This window comes from Priestia filamentosa (assembly GCF_900177535.1).
In the GTDB taxonomy this organism is placed as follows: Bacteria; Bacillota; Bacilli; order Bacillales; family Bacillaceae_H; genus Bacillus_I; species Bacillus_I filamentosa.
This window is the reverse complement of the sequence record NZ_FXAJ01000001.1, coordinates 35,979-60,139: the sequence shown is the minus strand read 5'-3', so window position 1 is coordinate 60,139 and position 24,161 is coordinate 35,979. Positions and strand designations below refer to the sequence as shown.

Here is a 24,161-nt window from a genome sequence, read left to right as displayed (position 1 = left end):
TCCTTCCCTGCTTTTTAAGTTGATTTCATGACGCTTGGTTTATATCGATTTGCTCGTTTTTCAAACAATTGAAAGCCTCTTTCCATCACCCATACAACTCCATAGTAGATAACAGAGAGAGCTATATATACTTCTAGAGCGTGCATAGAAGATGCAACCAATGCTTCTCCTCGTCCAACCATATCCATTACACCAATTGTGAAAGCAAGGGATGTATCCTTTAAGGATCCAATTACTGTGTTTGCCATGTTAGGAAGGGCTATTCCTAATGCTTGGGGAATTACAATTCGTATAAAATTTTGTGTATCGCTCATCCCAATAGATAAAGCAGCTTCTGTCTGTCCTCTGTCAACAGCTCTAATTGCACTCCGGAAAATTTCAGAAAAAACAGCTCCATTGCTAAGAGAGTACGTAATCGTCACAAAATACATCGGATTAACTTTTGAAACGTCCCATCCAAATAACAATATGAAAGCCGGAATTCCATAGAATACTAGAAACAGCTGAATTAAAATTGGGGTTCCTCGCACAAAGGAAGCATAGAGTACAACAAGCTGAGAAAGGAAAGGAATCTTAAAAATTCTAGGGATGGCGGCTACCACCCCTATTATTACTCCAGCAATTGTTGAAAAGGCTACGATTTCAAGCGTAACGTATAGATAGGGAATAAGCTGTGATAGAAAAGTCCAAATTAAAGTGAAATCAAATGCTTTACCCACCTTGCTTTCCTCCTCGTTAGAAGTCTACTGTATAATCTTCACCAAGCCATTTCTTGCTTAATTTGCTGACTTCTCCCTCTTTCTTTAGTTCAGCTACCGCTTCATCAATTCGCTTTTGAAGCTTTGTTTCCCCTTTTCGTAACATAAAATACACTTTAGAATTTTGAACAGGATCTCCTACTACTTTTAATTCTGCATTAGCCTGTTCATTCTGCAATTTCACTCCAAATGGGGTATGAATAGTTGCATCTGCACGCCCTGTACGGATTTGGTTAATCGTATCGTCAGATCCTTGGCCAGAATAAACGATATTAATTCCTCCATTATGCTCTTTATTGTACTTTTCGATGAAAACAGCTGAGTTACTTGTTGCACTTACAATGACTTTTTTCCCTTTCAAGTCTTTAATAGACTTGATGTCTTTATTTTTCTCATTCACTGCTACTTGTAGCGGGAAAATATTATAAGGCTCCTTGCTAAAAAGAAACTTTTCCTCACGCTCTTTGTTCACTTCCATTTGATGCGCAATAAAATCAATCTTATTTGTTTCTAAACTTAACAAAAGATTAGAAAAATCCATTGTTTTAAATTCAAATTCATATTCCGGTAGTTTTTTATCAATCTCGCGCACAAGCTCCACATCATAGCCTGTAAGTTTCCCATTGTCATCGATGAAGCATACGTTTGGAAACTGTGTTCCTGTTCCAACAATGATTTTTTGAACCTTTTCCTTATTTTCTCCATCAGACCTTACTTTCTCAACTTGCGAGCATGCCGTTGTTAGTAAAGTAAATACAAGAGCTAAAAATAGACCTGCCTTTTTCTTCATCTTTGTTCTCCTATTCCTACATGATGATCTAATAAGTTATAAAGGGATGGGTTTAGCACTTTCCGAAGAAAGACAATATCATCTCCTTCATGCACTTTTTCTTGAAAAGCTTGATATCCCCGTCGTTCATAGATTTCCACAAGCCACGGGTGGCGCTTAGCCGTAGCCAAATAAACAGCCGGTGCTTTGGCTTGCTCTCCGAGTATTTTCTCTTCTACATAAGAAAGCAATTTAGAGCCAACACCTTTTCGTTTAAACTTTGGATGGACAGCAAACCACCAAATAAAAGGGTATGGGACGATATGCTCTGGGTGCGTCCAAGGATATTGAACAGTCACAGTTGCCGCAATTTCTCCATCCCTCTCTAGTACATAAGAGGCATTCCTTGTTATGTTCTCAACCACAAGATCTCTAGCAGCTGTTGCTGCTGAAAACTTAATATTCAATTCACGGATTGGTGCGTAAGCTTGTAATGTTAGAGCATGGACTTGATCTACATCTTCAGTTTCTGCAAGGCGAATAACATCTTCCATCACATTTCCCCCTTTATCTATTAAATCGATAAATTTAGTTGGTTTTAAGACAATAAAGAATCCTTTTCTTTTTTAATACGATCAATGGCTTCTTGCACATATTGAATACCAACTTTTGTAACAGCTTCATACACTTCACCTTTTCCAATTTCAACAACTGGAACGTGACGCACTCCATATTTGATATCTAAAATATCACGACGGTCATCATCATTTGTTACATCAATATCCTGATAAGCTATGTTGTGGTTATTTAAATATTCTTTTACCTCTGTGCAATAATGGCACCCTTTCTTTGACCAAACAACAACTGAAAATGAATTTGACATGCTTATTTCCTCCCTTATTAAACTTTTTGTTTTATATATTGATTTTCCTTAAATGGAAGACCTAAATTTGTTCGTAATGTATGCCCTTCATATTGACGACTATAGTATCCCTTGCTTTCTACAATAGGAAGAACACGCTCTGTGAAATCGTCCAAACCACTTGCAAGAACAGATGACCCTAAAATAAAACCATCAGCTCCGCTTTGTTCAACCCACGCAATTAGTTTTTCTGCTACTTCTTCATAAGTTCCAAATAAAGCACTTTTTGGGGTTGTTACTTCCAATGCTACTTCTCGTAATGTTTGATTTTTCTCTCGGGCTCGCTGCTTAATTTTATCTGTTGTAGAACGAAAGCTATTTTGACCAATGTTTCCGATGTCAGGAAATGGTTCATCTAATGGATAGACACTAAAATCAAAATGATCAAAGAAACGCCCTAGATAGTTTAATGCTTCTTCAATTGAAACTAGGTTTTGAATCTCTTTGTACTTTTCTTCTGCTTCTTCAACAGTAGCTCCAACAATAGGGTGGATACCGGGAAATACTTTTATGTCTTCTTCATCCCTACCAAACGTTTTTGCTTTGTTTTTTATATCTTGGTAATATGCTTGTGCCTCTTCTAAAGATCCTGCATTTGTAAATACAGCGTCTGCTTCTTTCGCAGCTAAATTCTTTCCTCTTTCAGAAGCTCCTGCTTGAAAAATAACGGGCTGACCTTGCTCTGACCGTTCAATATTAAGCGGACCTTTTACAGAGAAGAATTTCCCTTCATGATTTAATGTATGAAGCTTGTTTCGATCAAAAAATTCTCCTGTTTCGCGATTCCTTACAAAAGCATCATCCTCCCAGGAATCCCAAAGTCCCTTTACCACTTTTAAATATTCATCAGCTATCTCATAACGTTTTTTATGAGAAGGATGCTCTCCTTTATTATAATTTTCAGCAGACCCTTCTAACGGAGATGTCACAACATTCCAGCCAGCACGTCCTCCGCTAATTTTATCTAGTGAAGCAAACTGCCTTGACACTGTAAATGGTTCACTATAAGAGGTTGATAATGTGCCAACTAAGCCAATTTTTGAGGTTACAGTTGCAAGTGCTGAAAGAATCGTAATTGGTTCAAAACGGTTCAGAAAATGAGGAATTGATTTTTCATTAATAAATAAACCGTCAGCTACAAATGCAAACGTGAATCCTGCTTCTTCTGCTTTCTCTATCATTGATTTATAGTAGCTTAAATTTACACTCGCATCTGCTGGAACAGATGGATCTTTCCATGCATTCATATGTCCCCCTGGACCATGTAGCATAACGCCAAACTTTATTTGCTTTTTAGAAGACACTTTCTTTCCTCTTTTCTTTGAGAGAATGTACAGCACTTAATAAGTGAAATGAATACTTTCTCGCTTGACGGTCTTCAATTGGAGTATGAAAGATAAATTCTTTTACACCATAATGCTCGTGATAGTACTTTAGAACACTATGAATATATTGAGGCGTTCCTGCTAATGTTTGTAGTTTCTGCTTTCTTATCTCGTACGCTTGACCTGATTGCAGTCCAAATCCTTCAGCTTGTTCTAAAGAGTTAACGGTGACGATTCGACCACTTTCTAAAGCCACTTTATAAATTGTTTGATCGCTCACACGTTCCTCCGCTTCTTTTTGATGATCTGCAGCAAATACAGATATGGCCATCGCAAAATGTCCGTTTGGTGATAAGCTTCTGTATACCTCCGCTGCTTCTGTCCATGCTGTAGAATCGCTATTAATAAATTTAGCAAAAACAAAGTTCCAGCCAAACTTAGCAGCAATCTCAGCGCTTTTAGCACTCGCCCCTAACAAGTAATAGCGAGGATTTTCAGGAGGTTCTGGCATTACATTCACTTCAACGAGCGGATGACCTTGTGGGAGTTCTTTTTCTAACAGCTCATAAAGTAAACTTAATCGTTCTTCAAAATCTCCCCCATCATTCACTGTGCCAAATTGTAAAGCTTTTGTGGATAAGGGTAAGCCACCAGGGGCTTTGCCAATCCCTAAATCAACTCTTTTCGGAGCTAAGGCCGATAAAACACTGAAGTTCTCAGCTACTTTATACGGACTGTAATGCTGAAGCATAACACCGCCTGATCCAATCCGAATGTTATTCGTTTTTGCTAATAAGTAAGCCATCAGCACTTCTGGTGAAGATCCCGCTAGCTTTTCTGCATTATGATGTTCAGAAACCCAAAAACGATGATATCCCCATTTTTCTGCTTCTTGTGCTAACTCGACTGTTTTCTGTAAAGCGTGGAATGCCGTTTCCCCTTCGTATATAGGGCTTTGGTCAAGTAAACTTATTTTGTATTCCATCTTTTCATCTCCCTAACCCAACTTTTTTTATAAGGATAGTAAGTTTCTTCTAATTGACACTTATCCTATCATCTACATTTCATAAAATAAATGCTTTTGATGATAGAAAGATTTATTGTATTTATAGAAAAAATAAATACATTTATATAGCTTCTGCTTGCTCGCTTTTTTCTTCAAAAGATTCGATTACGTTCCAAAGGTGATCCCATAAATAAGGAGGGTTTGTTCCATAGTACGTCCCATATACTTGCTGTTTTATATTTAAAATATGATCTGTTTCAATCGTAACCAGTGTCCCTTTCTTTAGCTCTTCTTTTATACATAAGGAAGGTAAAAACCCAATCCCTTTATTATGTTGAATAAGTGATTTAGCTACTTCTAAATGACCAATTCGAAATTCAATACGAGGACTAACATTTGCCGCTTCAAACATTTTATGAATTCTATTCCAATCAAAAGCACCACATTCAAAGAAGACAAGAGAATCTTCGGATAAATCGCCCACATTAATATTTTTCTTATTCGCCAAAGGATGATCTGGATGACAAACAAGGTGAACGGAATTATCAAGTACAGGACTTTGACAAATTGCATCGCGGCTCATTTCTTTTAAGAAGGCAATGTGAATCTCTTTCCGAATTAGTTGATCCACAAGTATCTCATTTGTTGCCGTTATAAATGTAAAATGGACATCAGGAAGAGCTTCCTTCCACAAAGGTAAAATATGAGGAATAAAGTATTGGGAAGAGATAGGATTAGCTCCTATGACTATTTCCTTTTGGATAAGTTCTTTACTAAGCTGCTTCTTCGCTTTTTCATATGTTTGCACAATTTGTTCAGCATACGAAAAAAATTCTCGCCCTTTTTCTGTTAGTTTAATTCCTCTTCCACTTCGTTTAAATAATGCTTGCCCAAGTTCACGCTCTAGTGTCTTTATTCGGGCCGTTACCGTTGGTTGTGATAGAAATAAAGCATCCGCTGCTTTATGAATACTGTTTAGATGCACCGCGTAAATAAAAGCTTCTATGTGATCAATATTCATCTTCTTTCTCTCCTTTTAAAAAAGCGCCTGAATTTAATTATTCAGGCACTTTGTTGATCATTAATTTTTAAATCAACTGCTTTTTAATATCTTTCGCTAAAATATCATTTCCAATTGCTTCGCCAATGTTTCCACGTGAACGTCCAATATCTTCGCCAATTCCGAAAGATAAGAGTGGAAAAACAAGCTCTGCAAAACGATAAGATTCTTCTAAATGCGGATACCCCGAGAAAATAAAGCTTTCAATTCCTATTTCTTGGTACTCTCTAATTCTTGCAGCAACTGTCTCAGCATCTCCAACAAGAGCGGTACCCGCTCCCCCGCGTACGAGACCAATTCCAGCCCATAAGTTCGGACTAATTTCTAAGTCAGCTTCTTTTCCTTTCTTATGGAGATCAGCCATTCGATTTTGACCTGTGGAATCATGGCGACTTAACCGTTGCTGTGCTTGCTCAATAATCTCATCATCTAAATATGAAATAAGCTTATTAGCAGTAGCCCATGCTTCTTCATTTGTTTCACGTACAATGACGTGAAGACGAATACCAAACTTTACTGTTCGACCTTCCTTAGCCGCTTTTTCGCGAACGCTTTTTATCTTCTCCTTTACTTGTTCTGGTGGTTCTCCCCATGTTAGGTACACATCAGAATGTTCTGCTGCCACATTCTGCCCTGCTTCTGAGGATCCACCAAAGTAAACAGGTGGTGTTGGTTGTTGAACAGGTGGGAAGATAAGCTCTCCCCCTTGAGAAGAAACATGCTTGCCTTCAAAATGAACTTTATCTCCTTTTAAAAGACTACGCCAAACTTTCAAAAATTCATCAGTTGCTTCATATCTTTCATCATGCGAAAGGAAAACACCATCACCTGCAAGCTCAACCGGATCTCCCCCTGTTACAACGTTAATCAGCAGGCGACCATTTGATATACGATCAAGAGTAGATGTCATCCGAGCAGCAACAGATGGAAGCATAAGACCTGGTCTAACGGCTACTAAAAACTTTAGACGTTGCGTCTCAGCTGCAAGGGCCGCTGCTGTTAACCAAGGGTCTTCACATGACTTTCCTGTTGGAATCAAAACACCCGTATATCCTAATCTGTCCGCTGCTTGTGCAACTTGACGAAAATAAGTATGATCAGCTTCTCTTCCTCCAACTTGTGTTCCTAAATATCGACCATCACCATGCGTTGGAATAAACCATAAAATCTCCATTTTTATCGCTCCTTTAGATTTGTTTTATTAACCTTTGAAACTATCTCGCCATTTTAATAACTTTCGTTCAAACAAACGTACAAGCGAGTCTGTTGCTTTTCCAACAACTGCAAAGATGATAATTCCCACGAACACTTTATCCGTTAATGAATATAAGCGCGCATCCATAATCATATAACCAATCCCAGCGCTTGAACCCATAAGCTCAGCTACAACCAGGCCAAGCCAAGCAATTCCAAGTGATAAGCGTACACCTAGTAAAATATTAGGGATGGCAGCAGGGAGAATAAGCTTTGTAATTTTATCTTTAAAACTAAATTCTAAAACTCTAGCAACATCAAACAATTTTGTATCGACACTTCTTATTCCAAGAAACGTATTAATATAGATGGGAAAGAACGCTCCAAGAGCAATTAATAATACTTTGGAAATTTCATCAAACCCGAACCATAGAATAAAAAGCGGTGTTACAGCTAAATGCGGAACTGTGCGTAACATTTGAAGAGTTGGGTCAATATACGCCTCTGTTTTTTTAGAAAACCCTGTTAAGATTCCAAAAATTAATCCAAGGCTACCACCAAGTAGAAAACCAAGCGCTGCTCTTATGACACTAATTTTCATATTACTAAAAAGCTCTCCAGATAATGTAAGTTCATAAAAGGAAGAAAGAATAGCCATTGGTGTTGGTAAGATATTAGCCGAAACAAGCCCAATGCTCCCTATATACTGCCAAACAGCAAGGATAACAGCTGGCAAAGCACATCCCTTTATCCATAACGGTATACTTCTTTTTCTCTTTAGTTTTCTTGTTTTCCCTTCTCTTTGTACTTGGACGTAGGCTGCTGTTTTCACTTTTCATCCTCCTCTCTTACTTTTTTCACGAAAGTATTATCAACTACTTTGGATACATCAATCTCTTTATTAATTGCGCCTATTTCATATTGGAAATCAGCCGTATGTTGCTGATCTTTAATAATTTCTTTTGAAATAGGAACATTAAATTGTTTTGTATTTTTCAAGACGTTCGCCACTACTTTTTTATCTAAGTTTTTCGTCTTCGCATAAATTGCAACAGCTTCTTCATTGTGAGCATTCTGCCATTTTACAGTTTTGTCGTACACTTTCATAAATGTTTCCAATTCCTTTGGGTGATCTTTAATAAATTGTTCTCTAGCAATTGCAAAACTAGGAGAGTATGTACCAACCGTTTCTCCATCTGCTAGTATTTTAGCGTCATGTTCAATCATTTGAAGTGAAATAAATGGTTCCCATATTGACCACGCATCCACAGATCCATTCTGAAAAGCAGGCATTGCTTCATCTGGCTGAAGTTGAATAATTTCTACCTCTTTAGGAGAAATCCCAGCTTTCTTTAATGCTTTGTGGAGAAAGTCAAACCCACTGCTTCCTTTTGCAACAGCAATCTTCTTTCCTTTTAAATCTTTGAGTGACTTAATATTGCTGTCTTTATTGACTAAAATAGCATTGCCTTTCACTCCATCTGACGTCATTGCAATTTCTTTAAATGGGACACCACCAGCCTGCCCTCCAATAACAGGTGAATTTCCTACTAGTGTCACATCCAGTTTTCCACCTGCAATCCCTTCAAATTGAGGCGGTCCACTTTGGAACTCTGTCCATTTTACTTTAATTCCTTCTTTTTCAAATGCTTCTTCAAACCATTTCTTTTCTTTTGCAATCCATAGTGGTGTTAGGCTTTGTTGAATACCAATATTAATCTCTTTTAATTTTCCTGGTTCTGCTGAACTTTTAGCAGAGCAAGCTGTTAACAACAGTGCAGCTGCTATTACTAACAACCATTTCTTCATTGAAATCCCTCCTAAATTCCTGATCCTTGTTCATAGACCACTTCTTTTGTTTTTTCAAACTCTTTTAACACTTCCTGACGAAGATACTGGAAAGATGAATCAGTTCGATTTCTTGGAAAAGAAAGCTTAATAGGCATAACTTTCTGAAGTGCACCTGGCTTTGATCTTAAAATCGCAAGCTTTGTACCTAAATAAATGGACTCATCAATATCATGGGTAACTAAAATCATCGTAATTTTTTTCTTCTGCCAAATTTGAAGCAAAACATCTTGAAGATGCTTTCTCGTGAACGCATCAAGCGCCCCAAATGGTTCATCGAGCAGTAATACCTCTGGTTCGCGAATAAGTGCGCGAGCAATAGCTACACGCTGAGACATTCCTCCTGACAGTGCTGATGGATATGCTTTTTCATATCCATCTAAGCGAACAATTTGAATAATCTCTGCTACTTTTTGCTTCACTTTTGAATCTCGTAAATTCAAATCTGCTGCGATATTCTGTTCAACAGTTAACCATGGAAACAACCTGTGTTCTTGAAAAATAAATCCTTGATTGATTCCAGGCTCTACAATCCTTCTGTTTTCAATATGAACTTTCCCCATATAATCAGTATCAAGACCAGCTATAATTTTTAATAGTGTGCTTTTTCCACATCCGCTTGGCCCAATAATAGTTAAAAACTCACCTTGTTTAATTTCTAAGCTAATATCATCAATTACTACATTGCGCTTTTCATCACTTATAAATGCTTTTTCATTTACAACAATTGAAACTGCCACTTTTCTTCTCCTCCTTATGAAAAAACTCCCTATCTAAATAAGATAGAGAGCTTTCGGTTGTTCCGATCAGCCTTTTTCAATATATATTTACAGTCATTCACAAAGCATCAACTCCTTTAGTGGTAACAAAAAAAGCACACGCTTCTTTAAAAGAAACATGTGCTTTCGGTGTTCCGATCAGCTATAAGAAATATATAATTTTATATCCAATTAATTCTATAGGGATTATAATATATAAATTTTCTTTCTTCGTCAATCCTTTTTTTAAAAAAATTCAAATCTAAAAAGCCCTTAAATTGTTTAAGGGCTTTTTTCCTCTTTTATTCTCCTTTTAACAATGCCACTTCTTCATCTGTTAATTCACGGTACTGTCCAAGATCAAGTTCTTCATCAAGTTTTAGCTCTCCCATTGAGAGACGTTTGAGATAGACTACTTTTTTTCCTACGGATTCAAACATTCTCTTAACTTGATGAAACTTTCCTTCTGTAATTGTTAAATAAATAACAGACGTTTCTCCACTCTCGATAATCTCTAGCACCCCTGGTTTCGTAACATATCCATCATCAAGTGTTACGCCGTTTTTAAAAGCTTCCACATCCTCTTCAGTCACTTCTGAGTTAATGTGAGCTAAGTACGTTTTTGGGACGTGCTTTTTCGGTGAAAGAAGCTGGTGGGATAGCTTACCATCGTTTGTTAATAAAAGAAGACCTTCTGTATCTTTATCAAGCCTCCCAACTGGGAAAGGTTCAAAAACAGCATCTTCTGGTTCTAACAAATCAACAACAGTTGGTTGCGATACATCTTCCGTTGCTGAAATAAGTCCTTGTGGCTTATGTAGCATAAGATAAATAAATTCTCGATATACAACTTCCTCGTTATAAACTGTAACCTCTTGTTCATCAGGATTTACATGTTGTTTCGCATCTTTTACAGGTACTCCATCAACTTTAACAGCTCCTGATTTCAATAATGATTTTACTTCTTTTCGACTACCATATCCAATATTCGCTAAAAGCTTGTCAATTCTCATGACAAATACCTCCTATTCTTCTTAAAGTTTAGACTCCTGCCTATACATCCTGTAGATAACTTTCATACTTTATGGTGAACTCAATTAGAGAGGAGAACTTTCATGTACCCTTATTCTTATTATCGCCAACAGCCTCAAGGATTCTTCCCTGGCTCTACTATTTCAAACATCAACCGACGCCTTGATCGCATTGAAAATCGTTTAAATGATCACGATCGCAAACTTCGTCAACTTAATCGACGCCTTCGTCGTGTTGAACGTCAAATCGGTTTTTCAGTCTTTGGTACAGACGAAGACTTCTAAAATCATAATAAAATGGCGCTAAGATTAGCGCCATTTTATTTTCTATTGTTCTCTTACTTTATTACGTTTAAAACGACGGGTAATTTTATTCACAAATCCATCTCCAAACACAATGTTTAGTAAACGAGATTTGTAAGCAAGTCCTAAATATAGGGCTCCACCAATGCCAACCCCAGCAAATGAAATCAGTCCAGCGGCAATTCGTCCATCTTTGTAAGATACGAAAGAGGATAATCCAAGCTGCACAAGCCATACAGCAAGAGCCATAATAGCCACAAACAGAATAATTAAAATAGATCGCTTTACAAAGAGCGTAAATTTATATGCTGCATGTTTTTGAATCATATAGAATGTGTAAGCAATAGCTACAAAATAGCCAAGTGCTGTTGCAAGAATAGAACCTGTTGCTTGCATGTAATACGTAAGTGGAAAGTTAAATACAATTTTTACTAGCAAACCAAGCACTAAACTAATAACAGCATACCGTTGCTTGTTAATACCTTGTAAGATAGCTGCATTGACTGTAAAGAATGAGAAGAACAGAGCAAGCGGTGCATACGTTGCTAACATCTGACCTCCTAAGTCACTTGTGCTATACATAAGAGCATAAATAGGATACGCCAGAACGCACATCCCGATAACTGCTGGTAATACTAAAAACATAATAGTTTGATATGTTTGATCAATTTGGTTTTTTAATGTTCTGCGTTTTCCATTAACATATGAATCCGTAATTGTTGGAACAAGCGTTAATCCGAACGCTGTTGCAAGAGACACAGGAATCATGACAAGCTTTGGCACCCATCCAAATGTGATACCAAAAAGCGTTTCAGCCGTGTCTTTATGTCCTGCGGCAACCATTGCTCTATTAAACATAAATTGATCAACGTATTGGAACAAAGGAATAGCTAGTCCTACAAACACAAATGGACCTGCATAAGAAAATAGCTCTTTAAACATATCTCGCGTTGAAATGTTAGCAGGCTCAACGCTTTGTTCGAGCAATTTATCAAAGTGTTTCTTACGTTTTTTCCAATACCAATAAAGAACAGCTAATCCACCAAGTGCACCAATAAAGGCTGCAAACGTAGCAAATCCAACAGCCGTTGCAATGCGTCCATTTAACATCTTAATAATAATGTAGCTTGACGCTAATAGGAAAACAACGCGTGCAATCTGCTCGATAACTTGTGAAACAGCTGTCGGTCCCATTGAACCATTTCCTTGGAAAAATCCGCGGATAAGACTCATTGTTGGAACTACAATGATGGCCACGCTAACCATCCGAATAACCATGACAACATCATCAAGTGAGTTATCAAGGCCATTTCCTCCTAGCATTAATTCTGCAATAACTGGTGAGAGGAAAAATAGCGCTGCAAAAACGGTAACTCCCATAATCATGGTGAACTTCATTCCACTTTTGAACATTCGCATACTTGTATGATAATCCCCAAGTGCGTTATATTTAGAAACGAACTTAGAAACCGCTAGCGGAACTCCCGCTGTTGCGATACTCAAATAAATTGTATACTGTCCATAGCCATATTGAAAAAGGGCTCCCCCTTTATTTCCAACAAGACTTTCAAATGGAAAAACGTAAATCATCCCGAGTACTCGCGCAATGTATGTACCGAGTGTTAAAATAAGTGTTCCTTGCAATAGTTTTGAATTAGACATATTGGTGCCTCCAAAAAAAGCTGACTCAACTATTGATAATAGAGATATCTTTGCATTTACGCAAGTGATTATATTAAGTAGGCTGGTGAAATAATTGTTAAATTATGATGTCATTGTCATTGGTGGTGGGCCATCAGGCTTGATGGCTGCTATCTCTGCAGCAGAAGAAGGAGCAAAAGTGTTGCTCGTTGATAAAGGAAATAAGCTAGGTCGAAAATTAGCCATATCAGGTGGCGGACGCTGTAATGTCACAAACCGACTTCCTGTTGATGAAATTATTAAGCACATTCCAGGAAATGGCCGCTTTTTATACAGCGCCTTTTCGGTATTCAACAACGAAAACATTATTGATTTTTTTGAAGGACTTGGAGTGAAGCTGAAGGAAGAAGACCACGGGCGCATGTTTCCCGTTTCTAACAAAGCTCAATCAGTTGTTGAAGCGCTGCTAAATCATTTAAGAAGACTTGGTGTAACAACAAAAACGAATACACCTGTCAAGAAAGTCCTGTATGAAAATGGAGCTGTAAAAGGAATTCTATTTGAAAATGGAGAAGAAATGTTAAGTAAAAGTGTTGTTATTGCCGTTGGAGGTAAATCTGTTCCACATACAGGCTCAACTGGTGATGGATATGCATGGGCAAAAGAGGCTGGGCATACGATTACAGACTTGTACCCGACAGAAGTTCCACTTACATCAAATGAACCATTCATTAAACAAAAGACACTTCAAGGACTTGCCCTTCGTGATGTAGCTCTTAGCGTATTGAATAAAAAAGGAAAAGCAGTCATCACTCATAAAATGGACATGCTTTTTACTCATTTCGGAGTTTCAGGGCCCGCAGTTCTGCGCTGTAGCCAATATGTTGTAAAAGAGCAAAAGAAACGAAAAAACGAACCAATCACACTAACAATTGATAGCTTTTCAGAAAAAAATAAAGAAGAACTCTTCCAATCCATCGTAAAAATAATGAAAGAAGAGCCGAAAAAAACAATTAAAAATGTATTAAAAGGACTTGTCCCAGAGCGCTTCCTTCTTTTCCTTTTAGAAAGAGTAGGAATTTCTGAACAAGAAGCTTGTGGACAAATTCCTCATGAAAAAGTGCGTTCACTTGTTGAAGGTTTTAAACAGTTCTCGTTTACTGTTAATGGTACACTTTCAATTGAAAAAGCTTTTGTAACAGGTGGTGGCGTCTCTACAAAAGAAATTCATCCGAAAGAAATGTCCTCAAAGTTAATGGATGGTCTTCACTTCTGTGGAGAAATTTTAGATATCCATGGCTATACTGGCGGATACAACATTACAGCTGCTTTTGTAACAGGTCGCCTTGCAGGACATAGTGCAGCAGTTCATTCGACACAAACATCATAAGTTAACAGGCTGACACGTAATGCGTCAGCCTTTTTTGTACATAACAAGAGCAGAAAAACAGTAGACTTGATCTTTTTCTGTCATCGCTGTTGCTACATTGTATTTGATATCAATAATTTGTTCATCTGATAGTGTTTTTAAAAAACGATTTATCGCCTCTTCTAAATCCCCTTCATGTTCTTTATCAAACAGTTTTACTTTCATTTCTCTTCCTCCTCTATTATTTCTTTTTTATAATTACGAGAAAAAAGAGCAAATTATGTTAGAAAGAAAACAACCTTAAAGATTTGACTTATTAGTTGAGAAAGATTATCATTATATTATCTTATTGAATAAGATAATATCTTAGAGGAGGATTTAATAATGTTTGTTATGAATGCAAGTTTTGAAATAGATAAAGAACATGAAGATCGCTTAGCACATAAAGCAAAGAAAAATAAACAGGAAATTCTAGAAGCTGATGGTGTCGTTTCATTTGAATGCTGGCGTAAAGAGCATCGAGAAACAGTTGAATATGTTTTTGTTTCGAAATGGGAAAAGCAAGAGGACTTTAAAGCTTGGATTTCTCGTGAAGAGCATGTTGAGGAACATAAGGAAATGAACAAGAAGAAAAAAGTGGAAGAACCTGCTGTAAAAATTAAAAAGACGCTTCGTTCATTTGAAACTTTAGAAATAGATTAAAAAAGGAGGGGCTAGCCTCCCTTTTTTAATACAAATCTAAACGTTGATCTGTTATGACGGGAATATGATTTCTAACTTCTTCTACTTCATCTAGTGATATCTCAATATGATATATTTCTTCCTCATCATTTCCTTCTAAAAGCACTCTTCCTAATGGATCGATCACCATTGAGTTTCCAGGGAACTCCGTATCCCCACTTTTTCCACATCTATTAACAGCAACAATGAAGCATTGATTTTCAATTGCTCTTGCGATTAAAAGGTGTCTCCAATGATCAAGGCGTGCAGTAGGCCATTGAGCGACATTTACAAGCAGGCTTGCTCCTTCATTTACAAGTTTGCGAGAAAGCTGTGGAAATCTAAGATCATAGCAAATCATAAATCCTATTTTCATATCCTCGTAATCTAATAAACCTACTTTTTCTCCTGCTTGCAAATATTTGTGTTCATCCATTAAGCGGAAAAGGTGTATTTTCTCATAACTTAACAACTCCCTGCCGTCTTGACCAAACACAAACATTGTGTTTTTAAAATCTTTTTGCGGAGTGCTTGTAAGTGTACTTCCTCCGATGATCATCACACTATTTTTTTTAGCAAAAGAAGAAAGAAATTCTTTTGTTCGCTCTCCGTTTAGATCTGATACTTCGTCAGCTTTCTCTAATGCATATCCACTGTTCCACATTTCTGGAAGCACAATCATATCAGGCTGCCTCTCAATCGCTTTCGTCATAAGTTTCTCTATGTTTGTAAAGTTTTGATCTGGATCTCCAATCTTTACATTTGCTTGAATAAGAGCTACTTTCAAAGGAATAACCTCCTGAACATTTTGAATTTTTTATTTTTAAAAAAAGTGCGCTTTCTACTAAAAGCGCACTTTAACAAATGAAAACGGTATTTTATCGTTTCACTTCACCATTCCACTCTAACATGCCTCCAACCATATTACGGGCTTGATAGCCATGGTCTTCTAAAAAGAAGCATACATTTTCACTGCGACGACCTGAACGACAAATAAAGATATACTCTTTGTCTGTATCAAGTTGATCCATTTTTTGAGGAATCTCGCCCATTGGAATATGAACTGCTCCAGGAATTATTCCTTCTGCAACTTCCTCATTTTCACGTACATCAATAAGGTGAAGAGATTCACCGTTCTCTAACTTTTTCTGAAGCTCTTCTGTCGTAATTTCTTTTACCATAGTAGTACACCCTCAACCTTTCCTAGCTTTGTTTTGTTAGAATGGGCTCTCTACAAAAAGAACCCTCTCCATTTCTTAGTTAGCTACGATATTTACAAGCTTTCCAGGTACTGCAATCACTTTACGAACTGTTTTTCCTTCAATTTGCTCTTGTACTTTGCTGTCTTCCATTGCAAGATCTTGAAGACCTTCACGTGTTGTTTCAGCAGGTACTTTTAGTTTAGCACGAACTTTGCCGTTAATTTGAACAACGATTTCAATTTCATCATCAACAAGTTTGCTCTCATCATAAGCAGGCCATGCTTCATATGAAATTGTTCCACTTCCGCCAAGCTTACTCCATAATTCTTCTGCAATATGCGGAGTAATTGGAGCAATTAGTTTTAGGAATCCTTGCATATACTCTTTTGGTAAAACGTCTGTTTTATAGCACTCGTTAATGAATACCATAAGCTGAGAAATTGCCGTATTGAAACGAAGTCCTTCTAGGTCTTCTGTTACTTTTTTCACTGTTTCATGGTAAATGCGTTCAAGGGCTTCGTTGTCTTGGTCTTTAATCTTCTCCACAACTGTACCTTCATCTGTTACCATAAGGCGCCAAATACGATCGATAAAGCGACGAGCTCCATCTAATCCGTTTGTAGACCATGCAACAGAGGCTTCTAATGGACCCATGAACATTTCATACAAGCGTAGAGTGTCAGCACCATGTGATCCAACAATCTCATCTGGGTTAACGACATTCCCTTTTGATTTACTCATCTTCTCATTATTTTCACCAAGAATCATTCCTTGGTTAAATAACTTTTGGAATGGCTCTTTTGTTGGAACTACGCCGATATCATAAAGGAATTTGTGCCAGAAACGAGCATAGAGAAGGTGAAGTACAGCATGCTCTGCTCCTCCAATATAAATATCAACTGGAAGCCATTGTTTTAATTTTTCTTCGTCCGCTAATTTCTCACTGTTATGCGGGTCAATATAACGTAGGAAGTACCAGCAGCTTCCTGCCCATTGTGGCATTGTATTTGTTTCACGGCGGCCTTTTTTGCCCGTTTTTTCATCTACAACGTTTACCCACTCTTCAACGTTTGCAAGTGGTGATTCACCTGTACCAGATGGTTTAATTTCATCTGTTTTTGGAAGCATAAGCGGTAGCTCACTTTCGTCAACAGCTGTAGTTGTCCCATCTTCCCAATGAATGATTGGAATTGGCTCTCCCCAATAACGTTGACGGCTGAATAACCAATCACGAAGACGATATGTTACTTTCTTTTCACCTTTTTTGTTCTCTTCTAGCCATGAGATCATTTTCTCAATTGCTTCTTCTTTATCTAAACCGTTAAGGAAGTCAGAGTTCACATGTGCTCCGTTTCCTGTGTACGCTTCTTTCGTAACGTCTCCACCTGAAACAACTTCTTTAATTGGTAGATCAAATGCTTGCGCAAACTCATAGTCACGCTCATCGTGAGCAGGAACGGCCATAATTGCCCCTGTTCCATATGTTGCTAGAACATAGTCTGCAATCCAAATTGGCATTTTCTCGCCGCTTACAGGATTGATTGCATAAGCTCCTGTGAAAGCACCCGTTTTTTCTTTAGCCAAATCTGTGCGTTCAAGATCACTTTTTGTTTTCACTTTGTCAATATAAGATGTAACTTCTTCTTTTTGTTCTGCTGTTGTAATTTTCTCAACAAGAGTGTGCTCTGGTGCTAGCACTGCATATGTCGCACCGAAAAGTGTATCAGGACGCGTTGTAAATGCTGTGAAGCTTTCATCTGTTCCTTCAATGTCAAATTGAACATGAGCTCCTTCAGAACGTCCGATCCAATTGCGCTGCATATCTTTAATACTCTCAGGCCAGTCAAGCTCTTCAAGGTCGTCTAACAAACGATCAGCATATTCTGTGATTTTCAAAATCCACTGTTTCATTGGACGACGCTCAACAGGGTGTCCACCGCGCTCACTTTTTCCATCGATTACTTCTTCATTTGCAAGTACTGTACCAAGTGCAGGGCACCAGTTTACAGGGATTTCATCAACATAAGCAAGCCCTTTTTCATAAAGCTTTAAGAAAATCCACTGTGTCCACTTATAATAATGAGGATCTGTTGTGTTAACTTCACGATCCCAATCGTAAGAGAACCCTAATGATTGAATTTGACGACGGAAGTTGTCAATGTTTTGCTTTGTAAAGATTGCTGGATCATTTCCTGTATCAAGCGCATATTGCTCTGCAGGCAACCCGAAAGCATCCCATCCCATTGGATGAAGAACGTTATAACCTTGCATGCGTTTTAAACGAGAAAGGATATCTGTTGCCGTATATCCTTCAGGGTGTCCAACATGAAGACCTGCTCCTGATGGATATGGGAACATATCAAGCGCATAAAACTTTGGCTTGCCTTTGTCTTCCCCTGTTTTAAATGTTTTATTGTCTAACCAATAATTTTGCCACTTCTTTTCAATTTCTTGATGATTATAAGCCATTGTGTTTCCTCCTTAAAGCCAATATATTCCAGTAAAAATAAAAAAACTCCCCTCCCACAAAGGGACGAGAGATGCTTTCCCGCGGTACCACCCAAATTAGCGCTTAAAACGCTCAGCTTTACGTCCGTAACGTGGACTAACGACAAATGCTACTGCTTTCGTTCACATTTATAGCTCAAAGGCGAGTTCACAAACATGCCTCTACTGACTCCCACCAACCGTCAGCTCTCTTAAAGACTCATGTTTCCTACTACTCCTTATCAAAGCAAATATAGTGTTCGTTACTATGTATTGTAAATAATCTAGAATAAAACTGCAAGCAATGAAAAAGCGCTTTTTCCTATTATCGCCTGCTAAAAGTTATTATAAACGAAAAATTCCGCCTATATCGCTAAAAAAAGAAAAAAGAGCGGATTTTTTCCGCTCTCTTTGTTGGTATTACAATTTCCCTTCATTTTCCTTAGAAGGTTTTGATTTAACCGGCTGACCGCCGCTCTCTTCGTAACGTTTTTTTGATTCTTTAACAGGATCGAAATCTTTTCCAACTTCCATATCGTTGCTGTTGAAGCCATTACGTGTTTTTTGTTCAGGATTATTTTTCTTTGAACGTTTTTTCATTAGAAACTCTCCTTATTTTTAATAATCTGTTAAGATCATTTCATTTTGAAGCTGCTGAATTTGTAGACGCATACGGTAAAGCTGCTCACGCTGCTGATCGTTTGCACTGTGTGCCATTTCTTCTAGGTTCATGTAAGACTGCTCAAGCATTTCCTGTGCTTTCGTATACTCTGTTGCATTGTAATGTTCTTGTTTCATTCCTTCACTAAGCTGACCTTTTGCATAGCGAAGTGAGTCTTCACACTGTTGAAGAAGATTGTCAACAGATTGACGTGTTGCCATATTAATCCCTCCATTTTCATTAACTTATAGCATATCAACGTTATTTTTTACGACTTTCCTCTCTTTTATGTAGCTTCTCCTTTAACACCTCTTATTGGAGAAAAGGAGTCATTCTGTTAAAATGGTCTATGATTTATGATGAAAAAAGGAAGGAGAAATTCTCCGAATGAAAGAAACTAATCCATTTCTGTTTGCAAGCGATCATAAACGCTACCATACATGGAATTACCATTTACGAAACACTTTTGGGCACAAGGTGTTTAAAGTAGCTCTTGACGGGGGTTTTGACTGTCCGAATAGAGACGGAACTGTTGCTCATGGAGGCTGTACATTTTGTAGTGCAGCTGGCTCAGGTGATTTTGCTGGAAATCGAGCTGAAGATTTAATCACCCAATTTAATGATATTAAAAGCAAAATGCACAACAAGTGGAAAAACGGAAAGTATATGGCTTACTTCCAAGCCTTCACAAATACCCATGCGCCACTTGCAGAACTAAAAGAAAAATATGAAACAGTTCTAAACCTTGAAGGTGTTGTAGGACTTTCCATTGGAACACGTCCTGATTGTCTTCCAGATGATGTTGTTGATTATTTAGCAGAACTAAATGAAAGAACATACCTGTGGGTTGAACTTGGTCTTCAAACTGTTCATGAACGTACAGCTCTATTAATTAATAGAGCTCATGACTATGAATGTTACGTTGAAGGAGTTAATAAACTACGAGCGCGAGGTATTCGCGTTTGTTCCCATATTATTAATGGTCTGCCTCTTGAAGATTATGACATGATGATGAAAACAGCTCACGAGGTGGCAAAATTAGATGTCCAAGGCATTAAAATCCATCTTCTTCATCTCTTAAAGAAAACACCAATGGTCAAACAATATGAAAAAGGACAGCTTGAATTTTTAGCTTTTGACGATTACATCAACCTTGTCTGTGACCAACTTGAAGTGCTTCCTCCTGAAATGGTTGTTCACCGTTTAACAGGAGATGGTCCAATTAACCTTATGATTGGTCCAATGTGGAGCGTTGATAAGTGGAGTGTTTTAAATGCAATCGATGATGAATTAAAAAAACGAAATAGCTACCAAGGACGGCTTTTTGAACGAAAGGAAGTAAAAGTGTAATGAATATTGAACGCGTATTAACTTTCTCCAAAACGCTTCTTGAAAAAGTAACAGAGAACGGAGATTTTGCTGTTGACGCAACAGCAGGAAACGGTCATGACACTCTTTTCCTAGCAAATCTTGTTGGCGAGAAAGGACACCTTTATAGCTTTGATATCCAACAAAATGCAATTGATGAAACTTATAATCGCTTGAATGAGGCAAAAAAAATCGAAAATGTCACGCTTATTCATGATGGTCATCATCATTTCCACCAATACATCCCTTTTGAATTAAAAGGAAAGCTAAGCAGTGCCATATTCAATCTTGGCTATTTACCCGGTGGAGACAAAAAGATTGTCACGACCCCTGACACAACTATCGAAGCTGTGAAAGGACTTCTACAATGGTTGAAAAAGGGAGGAATTATTGTTCTCGTTGTCTATCATGGTCATGAAGAAGGAGCAGTAGAACGAGATGCCCTTATGCAGTATGTCGCAACACTAGACCAAAAAAATGCGCGCGTATTGAAATACGAGTTTTTAAATCAAAAAAACAATCCTCCTTTTATCATTGCCATTGAAAAAAGTACTCCTTAATGCGGAGTACTTTTTTGTAATATGCGATATAAACGTCCATTCCAATAAAAAAATCGGCTTATCTTTCCTCCAAGCTTAATAATCTTTTTAGCCTGCTTATGAACATTTCGCTGTTTTTTTACTTTTCGATCTGAAAGATACAATCCAAGAAGACCTCTATTAATAAAGTGGTGAAAATGCTCATGTGGAAGACCTTTAATTTTTTTGTCTGCTTCACTCACAAAATGGTAAAAGCGTTTCATCATTTCCTCTTGTTCTGGATAATAAAAACAGAAGTTCAAATCTCCCTCTTCTTTATCTTCTTCTTGATCAATAAAATAGTCTAATAAAATGTGAAGTCCTTGAATATAAGGGAAGTATCCTGACATAATTTGCATTGCTTGCTGTTTAGTGAAATCACGTTGAAAACTATAAGAAACAAGACAAAAAATGCCAAGGGTTGAACCTGCACAGGCCGAAAATTCATACCAAGTCATATTTGGAAATTTCTCCTGATGCTCGTGAAACCACGTTTCTAACCGGTGAACGCGCTCCTCTTCTCTCACATGTTTATGTATTTGCAAATCACAATAATAGTGGCAAAGCTCTAATAAATGGCTTTTAATGAGTGGATAATGTTCAATACTTGCTAGCACTTCCTGACATGTTTGAACAAGAGCGTGCAAATACCCCCCATCATTTTGATCCTCTCGATAACGATAATATTCTCCGAGTGTCGCATGTGGGGTAAGAGCATGCGGCATTGATTCATGAAGAGCCGCAAAGTCAAGTGGATCAAGCGAAGTACTTCGATCACACAAGTTATCAAGGTAGTCACTGATCGTTTGGTAAGCAACAATAAAACGGATTGCTTTTTTAAATTCTCCACATGCAAGCAACCCCATAATTGATCCACCTTCACAGTGAAAGGTTTTATCATTTATGCTTGCTAACGCTTGAGTTCGAAGTTCTTCATTTGGAATATTTCTGGCTTTTTTCTTCCACTTCAACAATTCTTCATGAACAATCGGCATTACTTCTTTATAGACTTTTCTCATTAACATAAAAGGGTGTTTTGGTATCTCCACATTGCTCACCTCGAGATTGTTACGGCTCTATTTTTCCCGTTATACATGTAAATGAACAAAGCTTTTCGCATAAGCAAACACTTGGTCCTGTTCAGGCTCATTGAATACTTCATGATAAAGTCCTGTCCATTCCTTATAAATTTTTTCACTTAAACTCATATCATCAAACCATTGTCTTACAATAAATTTCTCAATAATCTTATCTTCCCCAGCTTGAAGAATTAATAACGGTACATCTGGAAATTTATCCATATCTTTAAAAGCTAAATTCATCGCTTCCACAAACTGACGGTACCAGCGTACAGACACTTTTTTTACATACAGCTTATCTTCTTTATGTTCTCTCCACAGACGCTGATTTCTTGTGACATTTTCAATCACAAGTGGAGACTGAACAAGTTTACCAGGCATGAGCTTATTTAAACCTTTTGAAAGGACATCTTTAAAGGCTGGTGGTTGTTCTTTTAATCCTAAGGCTGGTGATGATAAAATAACTCCCCATACAGGCAAACTGCGAAGTTGAAGCGCTCGTATAGCCGTCAATGCTCCCATACTGTGTCCTAGTAGAAAAATGGGTAAGTCGTATGTTTGCGCTTCTTCAACCCATTCTTCAATTGCTTCAATATACTCATTAAAAGAGCGAATATGTCCTCTTCTTCTCGTTGTCACTCCTTGGCCTGGAAGATCTCCCATAATAACGTGAAAACCTTCTTCATTCCATCTTTCTCTCAGCCATTCATAGCGTCCGTGATGCTCTCCTGCTCCATGGATGATGACCATGACTCCCTTTGCGTTCTCTACTTCCCATGTCCACATATTATGTACTTCCCTTCTTTTTATATTTACCGATGCAAAAAAAGTTTGTACACTTACATTAGAAGATTCTTTGTTTTTTTGCAACTGATAACATGGAGGGATAATAAATGTTATACGCTTACAAAGGAAAAGAACCACGCATTTCAGATACCGTTTTCATTGCTGACTATGTAACGATTACAGGAGATGTTGAAATTGGAGATGAAAGCAGCATTTGGTTTAATACCGTTATCCGGGGGGATGTTGCCCCAACAATTATTGGTCGTCGAGTGAACATCCAAGATCAATCAACACTTCATCAGAGCCCCAATCATCCTCTTGTAATTGAAGATGATGTAACAGTCGGTCACGCCGTTATTTTACATAGCTCGATCATTCGTAAAAAAGCATTAGTTGGAATGGGATCCACAATTTTAGATGGAGCAGAAATCGGCGAAGGAGCTTTTATTGGTGCAGGAAGTCTTGTTCCTCCTGGTAAAAAAATACCTCCAAATTCTCTTGCTTTTGGACGGCCAGCTAAAGTTATTCGAACGCTAACAGAAGAAGACATAAAAGAAATGGAACGCATCCGTACAGGATATGTAGAAAAAGGACAATATTATAAGAAGCTGTCTCCTCTTGAATGACAGAATTTACACACCGCTCATGCGGTGTGTTTTTTTGTAAAGAAAAGCTACATGATAATTTTACAAATTCTTAGCACTAACTCTAAAATTTCTTTCTACAATAGAAGTAAGGGCTTTAAAAAGGAGATGAAACACGAAATGGAAAGATGGCTAAAAAGAGCCTATATATTTGAATGCTTTTTATTCCGTTCACTTAACAACCAATTTCACCGTAAATGGTTGAACGGGTATTTTCGTTTTATTACACATCTAGGAGGAGCAGCTGTCTCCATCAGCGTTTGTCTCTTACTTCTTTTCTTGCCTTTTGAAACATTGAAGGCAGCAAGTTTGGCAAGTGCTTTAGCACTAGCTTTAAGTCATATCCCAGTTGCTCTCTTAAAAAAACTTTATCCAAGAAAACGACCTTATCTTCAAATTATAAACAGCTATGTTTTACAGAATCCTTTGCGTGATCATTCTTTTCCATCTGGTCATACGACAGCTATTTTTGCTATCTCAACACCTTTTATTATTTCATTTTCTGTTCTTTCTCTTTTGCTTCTTCCACTTTCATTAAGCGTCGCACTCTCGAGAATTTATCTTGGTCTTCATTACCCAAGCGATGTTGCAGCTGGTATGCTTATTGGCAGTTCATTTGGCTATGGATGTTTTTCTTTTTTTCTGTAGATCA

The 24,161-nt window shown here is 37.6% G+C and carries 28 protein-coding genes and 1 other annotated feature; of the genes, 7 read left to right on the top strand and 21 right to left on the bottom strand.

What is annotated here, in order from left to right; translation table 11 throughout:
- Positions 1–14 precede the first annotated feature (14 nt).
- The 12 genes from B9N79_RS00395 to B9N79_RS00340 form a co-directional block, all read right to left on the bottom strand.
- Positions 15–719 carry an amino acid ABC transporter permease gene (locus B9N79_RS00395; protein WP_040056953.1) on the bottom strand — a complete coding sequence of 235 codons (705 nt, stop codon included), beginning with the start codon at positions 717–719 and terminating at the stop codon, positions 15–17.
- A gap of 16 nt (positions 720–735) precedes the next feature.
- Positions 736–1,548 carry an amino acid ABC transporter substrate-binding protein gene (locus B9N79_RS00390; RefSeq protein WP_040056954.1) on the bottom strand — a complete coding sequence of 271 codons (813 nt, stop codon included), beginning with the start codon at positions 1,546–1,548 and terminating at the stop codon, positions 736–738.
- Positions 1,545–2,081 (bottom strand): GNAT family N-acetyltransferase, encoded by a 537-nt coding sequence (locus tag B9N79_RS00385; RefSeq protein ID WP_046217918.1) that lies wholly within the window; start codon positions 2,079–2,081, stop codon positions 1,545–1,547. The genes B9N79_RS00390 and B9N79_RS00385 overlap by 4 nt, the downstream gene beginning before the upstream one ends.
- Positions 2,082–2,125: 44 nt before the next feature.
- Entirely contained in the window at positions 2,126–2,410 is a 285-nt protein-coding gene (locus B9N79_RS00380; protein ID WP_040056956.1) for a glutaredoxin family protein, read from the bottom strand.
- Positions 2,411–2,427: 17 nt separating this feature from the next.
- Positions 2,428–3,753, bottom strand: a complete 1,326-nt coding sequence (locus tag B9N79_RS00375; protein WP_085117673.1) for an LLM class flavin-dependent oxidoreductase — start codon at positions 3,751–3,753, stop codon at positions 2,428–2,430.
- Positions 3,743–4,759 carry an MsnO8 family LLM class oxidoreductase gene (locus tag B9N79_RS00370; RefSeq protein WP_085117671.1) on the bottom strand — a complete coding sequence of 339 codons (1,017 nt, stop codon included), beginning with the start codon at positions 4,757–4,759 and terminating at the stop codon, positions 3,743–3,745. The genes B9N79_RS00375 and B9N79_RS00370 overlap by 11 nt, the downstream gene beginning before the upstream one ends.
- Before the next feature lie 142 nt (positions 4,760–4,901).
- Positions 4,902–5,801 (bottom strand): LysR family transcriptional regulator, encoded by a 900-nt coding sequence (locus tag B9N79_RS00365; protein ID WP_040056959.1) that lies wholly within the window; start codon positions 5,799–5,801, stop codon positions 4,902–4,904.
- A 67-nt stretch (positions 5,802–5,868) separates the two neighbouring features.
- Positions 5,869–7,014: an FMNH2-dependent alkanesulfonate monooxygenase gene (ssuD, locus tag B9N79_RS00360; protein WP_085117669.1), complete on the bottom strand. Its 1,146-nt coding sequence runs from the start codon at positions 7,012–7,014 to the stop codon at positions 5,869–5,871.
- Between the two features lie 27 nt (positions 7,015–7,041).
- Entirely contained in the window at positions 7,042–7,866 is an 825-nt protein-coding gene (locus tag B9N79_RS00355) for an ABC transporter permease (protein ID WP_085117667.1), read from the bottom strand.
- Positions 7,863–8,843, bottom strand: coding sequence for an aliphatic sulfonate ABC transporter substrate-binding protein (locus B9N79_RS00350; RefSeq protein ID WP_085117665.1), 981 nt, complete (start codon positions 8,841–8,843; stop codon positions 7,863–7,865). Before B9N79_RS00350 ends, B9N79_RS00355 begins: the two co-directional genes overlap by 4 nt.
- Before the next feature lie 11 nt (positions 8,844–8,854).
- Positions 8,855–9,622 carry an ABC transporter ATP-binding protein gene (locus tag B9N79_RS00345; RefSeq protein ID WP_019391122.1) on the bottom strand — a complete coding sequence of 256 codons (768 nt, stop codon included), beginning with the start codon at positions 9,620–9,622 and terminating at the stop codon, positions 8,855–8,857.
- Positions 9,623–9,942: 320 nt separating this feature from the next.
- Positions 9,943–10,653, bottom strand: a complete 711-nt coding sequence (locus tag B9N79_RS00340) for a pseudouridine synthase (protein ID WP_085117663.1) — start codon at positions 10,651–10,653, stop codon at positions 9,943–9,945.
- Positions 10,654–10,755: 102 nt separating this feature from the next.
- On the opposite strand from B9N79_RS00340, the gene B9N79_RS00335 reads away from it, so the two are divergent.
- On the top strand, positions 10,756–10,956 hold the full coding sequence (locus B9N79_RS00335) for a hypothetical protein (RefSeq protein WP_061802287.1): 201 nt from the start codon (positions 10,756–10,758) through the stop codon (positions 10,954–10,956).
- A 42-nt stretch (positions 10,957–10,998) separates the two neighbouring features.
- Here B9N79_RS00335 and B9N79_RS00330 read toward each other — a convergent pair whose 3' ends face one another.
- Positions 10,999–12,636 (bottom strand): putative polysaccharide biosynthesis protein, encoded by a 1,638-nt coding sequence (locus tag B9N79_RS00330; RefSeq protein WP_046217920.1) that lies wholly within the window; start codon positions 12,634–12,636, stop codon positions 10,999–11,001.
- A gap of 94 nt (positions 12,637–12,730) precedes the next feature.
- Here B9N79_RS00330 and B9N79_RS00325 point away from each other — a divergent pair, with 94 nt between their 5' ends.
- Positions 12,731–14,005 (top strand): BaiN/RdsA family NAD(P)/FAD-dependent oxidoreductase, encoded by a 1,275-nt coding sequence (locus B9N79_RS00325; protein WP_085117661.1) that lies wholly within the window; start codon positions 12,731–12,733, stop codon positions 14,003–14,005.
- Positions 14,006–14,029: 24 nt separating this feature from the next.
- Here the strand turns inward: B9N79_RS00325 and B9N79_RS00320 are convergent, their stop codons facing one another.
- Complete coding sequence (locus B9N79_RS00320) at positions 14,030–14,209, bottom strand: sporulation protein Cse60 (protein WP_019391117.1); 180 nt, start codon at positions 14,207–14,209, stop codon at positions 14,030–14,032.
- A gap of 159 nt (positions 14,210–14,368) precedes the next feature.
- Here B9N79_RS00320 and B9N79_RS00315 point away from each other — a divergent pair, with 159 nt between their 5' ends.
- Complete coding sequence (locus B9N79_RS00315; protein ID WP_085117659.1) at positions 14,369–14,686, top strand: antibiotic biosynthesis monooxygenase family protein; 318 nt, start codon at positions 14,369–14,371, stop codon at positions 14,684–14,686.
- 25 nt (positions 14,687–14,711) lie between these two features.
- On the opposite strand, the gene B9N79_RS00310 is transcribed toward B9N79_RS00315, so the two are convergent.
- The 5 genes from B9N79_RS00310 to B9N79_RS00290 all read right to left on the bottom strand — a co-directional run bounded on the left by B9N79_RS00310 (position 14,712) and on the right by B9N79_RS00290 (position 19,275).
- Complete coding sequence (locus B9N79_RS00310) at positions 14,712–15,491, bottom strand: carbon-nitrogen family hydrolase (RefSeq protein WP_085117658.1); 780 nt, start codon at positions 15,489–15,491, stop codon at positions 14,712–14,714.
- 91 nt (positions 15,492–15,582) lie between these two features.
- On the bottom strand, positions 15,583–15,885 hold the full coding sequence (locus tag B9N79_RS00305; RefSeq protein ID WP_019391114.1) for a rhodanese-like domain-containing protein: 303 nt from the start codon (positions 15,883–15,885) through the stop codon (positions 15,583–15,585).
- Between the two features lie 75 nt (positions 15,886–15,960).
- Positions 15,961–18,375 carry a leucine--tRNA ligase gene (gene leuS, locus B9N79_RS00300; protein WP_019391113.1) on the bottom strand — a complete coding sequence of 805 codons (2,415 nt, stop codon included), beginning with the start codon at positions 18,373–18,375 and terminating at the stop codon, positions 15,961–15,963.
- Between the two features lie 57 nt (positions 18,376–18,432).
- Positions 18,433–18,648 (bottom strand) — a binding site (T-box leader).
- A 165-nt stretch (positions 18,649–18,813) separates the two neighbouring features.
- Positions 18,814–18,993: a hypothetical protein gene (locus B9N79_RS00295; RefSeq protein ID WP_019391112.1), complete on the bottom strand. Its 180-nt coding sequence runs from the start codon at positions 18,991–18,993 to the stop codon at positions 18,814–18,816.
- 18 nt (positions 18,994–19,011) lie between these two features.
- Positions 19,012–19,275, bottom strand: coding sequence for a YtzC family protein (locus B9N79_RS00290; protein WP_040056968.1), 264 nt, complete (start codon positions 19,273–19,275; stop codon positions 19,012–19,014).
- A gap of 166 nt (positions 19,276–19,441) precedes the next feature.
- On the opposite strand from B9N79_RS00290, the gene mnmL reads away from it, so the two are divergent.
- Both mnmL and mnmM read left to right on the top strand, forming a co-directional pair.
- Positions 19,442–20,404 carry a tRNA modification radical SAM protein MnmL/YtqA gene (gene mnmL / locus B9N79_RS00285; RefSeq protein WP_019391110.1) on the top strand — a complete coding sequence of 321 codons (963 nt, stop codon included), beginning with the start codon at positions 19,442–19,444 and terminating at the stop codon, positions 20,402–20,404.
- The gene (mnmM, locus tag B9N79_RS00280) at positions 20,404–20,982 is read left to right on the top strand and encodes a tRNA 5-(aminomethyl)-2-thiouridylate-methyltransferase MnmM (protein ID WP_019391109.1); all 579 of its coding nucleotides are present in this window, start codon (positions 20,404–20,406) and stop codon (positions 20,980–20,982) included. The genes mnmL and mnmM overlap by 1 nt, the downstream gene beginning before the upstream one ends.
- On the opposite strand, the gene B9N79_RS00275 is transcribed toward mnmM, so the two are convergent.
- Entirely contained in the window at positions 20,979–22,049 is a 1,071-nt protein-coding gene (locus B9N79_RS00275; RefSeq protein WP_040056969.1) for a tetraprenyl-beta-curcumene synthase family protein, read from the bottom strand. The two genes, mnmM and B9N79_RS00275, sit on opposite strands and share 4 nt — an antisense overlap.
- A gap of 39 nt (positions 22,050–22,088) precedes the next feature.
- Positions 22,089–22,865 carry an alpha/beta hydrolase gene (locus tag B9N79_RS00270; protein ID WP_019391107.1) on the bottom strand — a complete coding sequence of 259 codons (777 nt, stop codon included), beginning with the start codon at positions 22,863–22,865 and terminating at the stop codon, positions 22,089–22,091.
- 107 nt (positions 22,866–22,972) lie between these two features.
- On the opposite strand from B9N79_RS00270, the gene B9N79_RS00265 reads away from it, so the two are divergent.
- Together B9N79_RS00265 and B9N79_RS00260 are read left to right on the top strand one after the other, a co-directional pair.
- Complete coding sequence (locus B9N79_RS00265; RefSeq protein ID WP_040056970.1) at positions 22,973–23,491, top strand: gamma carbonic anhydrase; 519 nt, start codon at positions 22,973–22,975, stop codon at positions 23,489–23,491.
- A gap of 138 nt (positions 23,492–23,629) precedes the next feature.
- Complete coding sequence (locus B9N79_RS00260) at positions 23,630–24,157, top strand: phosphatase PAP2 family protein (RefSeq protein WP_040056971.1); 528 nt, start codon at positions 23,630–23,632, stop codon at positions 24,155–24,157.
- Positions 24,158–24,161 lie beyond the last annotated feature (4 nt).

Excerpts from the sequence above, each read along its gene's own strand:
- B9N79_RS00390 (WP_040056954.1), bottom strand. The coding sequence starts at position 1,548 with ATGAAGAAAAAGGCAGGTCTATTTTTAGCTCTTGTATTTACTTTACTA.
- B9N79_RS00385 (WP_046217918.1), bottom strand. The coding sequence starts at position 2,081 with ATGGAAGATGTTATTCGCCTTGCAGAAACTGAAGATGTAGATCAAGTC.
- B9N79_RS00380 (WP_040056956.1), bottom strand. The coding sequence starts at position 2,410 with ATGTCAAATTCATTTTCAGTTGTTGTTTGGTCAAAGAAAGGGTGCCAT.
- B9N79_RS00370 (WP_085117671.1), bottom strand. The coding sequence starts at position 4,759 with ATGGAATACAAAATAAGTTTACTTGACCAAAGCCCTATATACGAAGGG.
- B9N79_RS00365 (WP_040056959.1), bottom strand. The coding sequence starts at position 5,801 with ATGAATATTGATCACATAGAAGCTTTTATTTACGCGGTGCATCTAAAC.
- ssuD (WP_085117669.1), bottom strand. The coding sequence starts at position 7,014 with ATGGAGATTTTATGGTTTATTCCAACGCATGGTGATGGTCGATATTTA.
- B9N79_RS00350 (WP_085117665.1), bottom strand. The coding sequence starts at position 8,843 with ATGAAGAAATGGTTGTTAGTAATAGCAGCTGCACTGTTGTTAACAGCT.
- B9N79_RS00340 (WP_085117663.1), bottom strand. The coding sequence starts at position 10,653 with ATGAGAATTGACAAGCTTTTAGCGAATATTGGATATGGTAGTCGAAAA.
- B9N79_RS00335 (WP_061802287.1), top strand. The coding sequence starts at position 10,756 with ATGTACCCTTATTCTTATTATCGCCAACAGCCTCAAGGATTCTTCCCT.
- B9N79_RS00330 (WP_046217920.1), bottom strand. The coding sequence starts at position 12,636 with ATGTCTAATTCAAAACTATTGCAAGGAACACTTATTTTAACACTCGGT.
- B9N79_RS00320 (WP_019391117.1), bottom strand. The coding sequence starts at position 14,209 with ATGAAAGTAAAACTGTTTGATAAAGAACATGAAGGGGATTTAGAAGAG.
- B9N79_RS00315 (WP_085117659.1), top strand. The coding sequence starts at position 14,369 with ATGTTTGTTATGAATGCAAGTTTTGAAATAGATAAAGAACATGAAGAT.
- B9N79_RS00305 (WP_019391114.1), bottom strand. The coding sequence starts at position 15,885 with ATGGTAAAAGAAATTACGACAGAAGAGCTTCAGAAAAAGTTAGAGAAC.
- leuS (WP_019391113.1), bottom strand. The coding sequence starts at position 18,375 with ATGGCTTATAATCATCAAGAAATTGAAAAGAAGTGGCAAAATTATTGG.
- B9N79_RS00295 (WP_019391112.1), bottom strand. The coding sequence starts at position 18,993 with ATGAAAAAACGTTCAAAGAAAAATAATCCTGAACAAAAAACACGTAAT.
- B9N79_RS00290 (WP_040056968.1), bottom strand. The coding sequence starts at position 19,275 with ATGGCAACACGTCAATCTGTTGACAATCTTCTTCAACAGTGTGAAGAC.
- mnmL (WP_019391110.1), top strand. The coding sequence starts at position 19,442 with ATGAAAGAAACTAATCCATTTCTGTTTGCAAGCGATCATAAACGCTAC.
- mnmM (WP_019391109.1), top strand. The coding sequence starts at position 20,404 with ATGAATATTGAACGCGTATTAACTTTCTCCAAAACGCTTCTTGAAAAA.
- B9N79_RS00270 (WP_019391107.1), bottom strand. The coding sequence starts at position 22,865 with ATGTGGACATGGGAAGTAGAGAACGCAAAGGGAGTCATGGTCATCATC.
- B9N79_RS00265 (WP_040056970.1), top strand. The coding sequence starts at position 22,973 with ATGTTATACGCTTACAAAGGAAAAGAACCACGCATTTCAGATACCGTT.
- B9N79_RS00260 (WP_040056971.1), top strand. The coding sequence starts at position 23,630 with ATGGAAAGATGGCTAAAAAGAGCCTATATATTTGAATGCTTTTTATTC.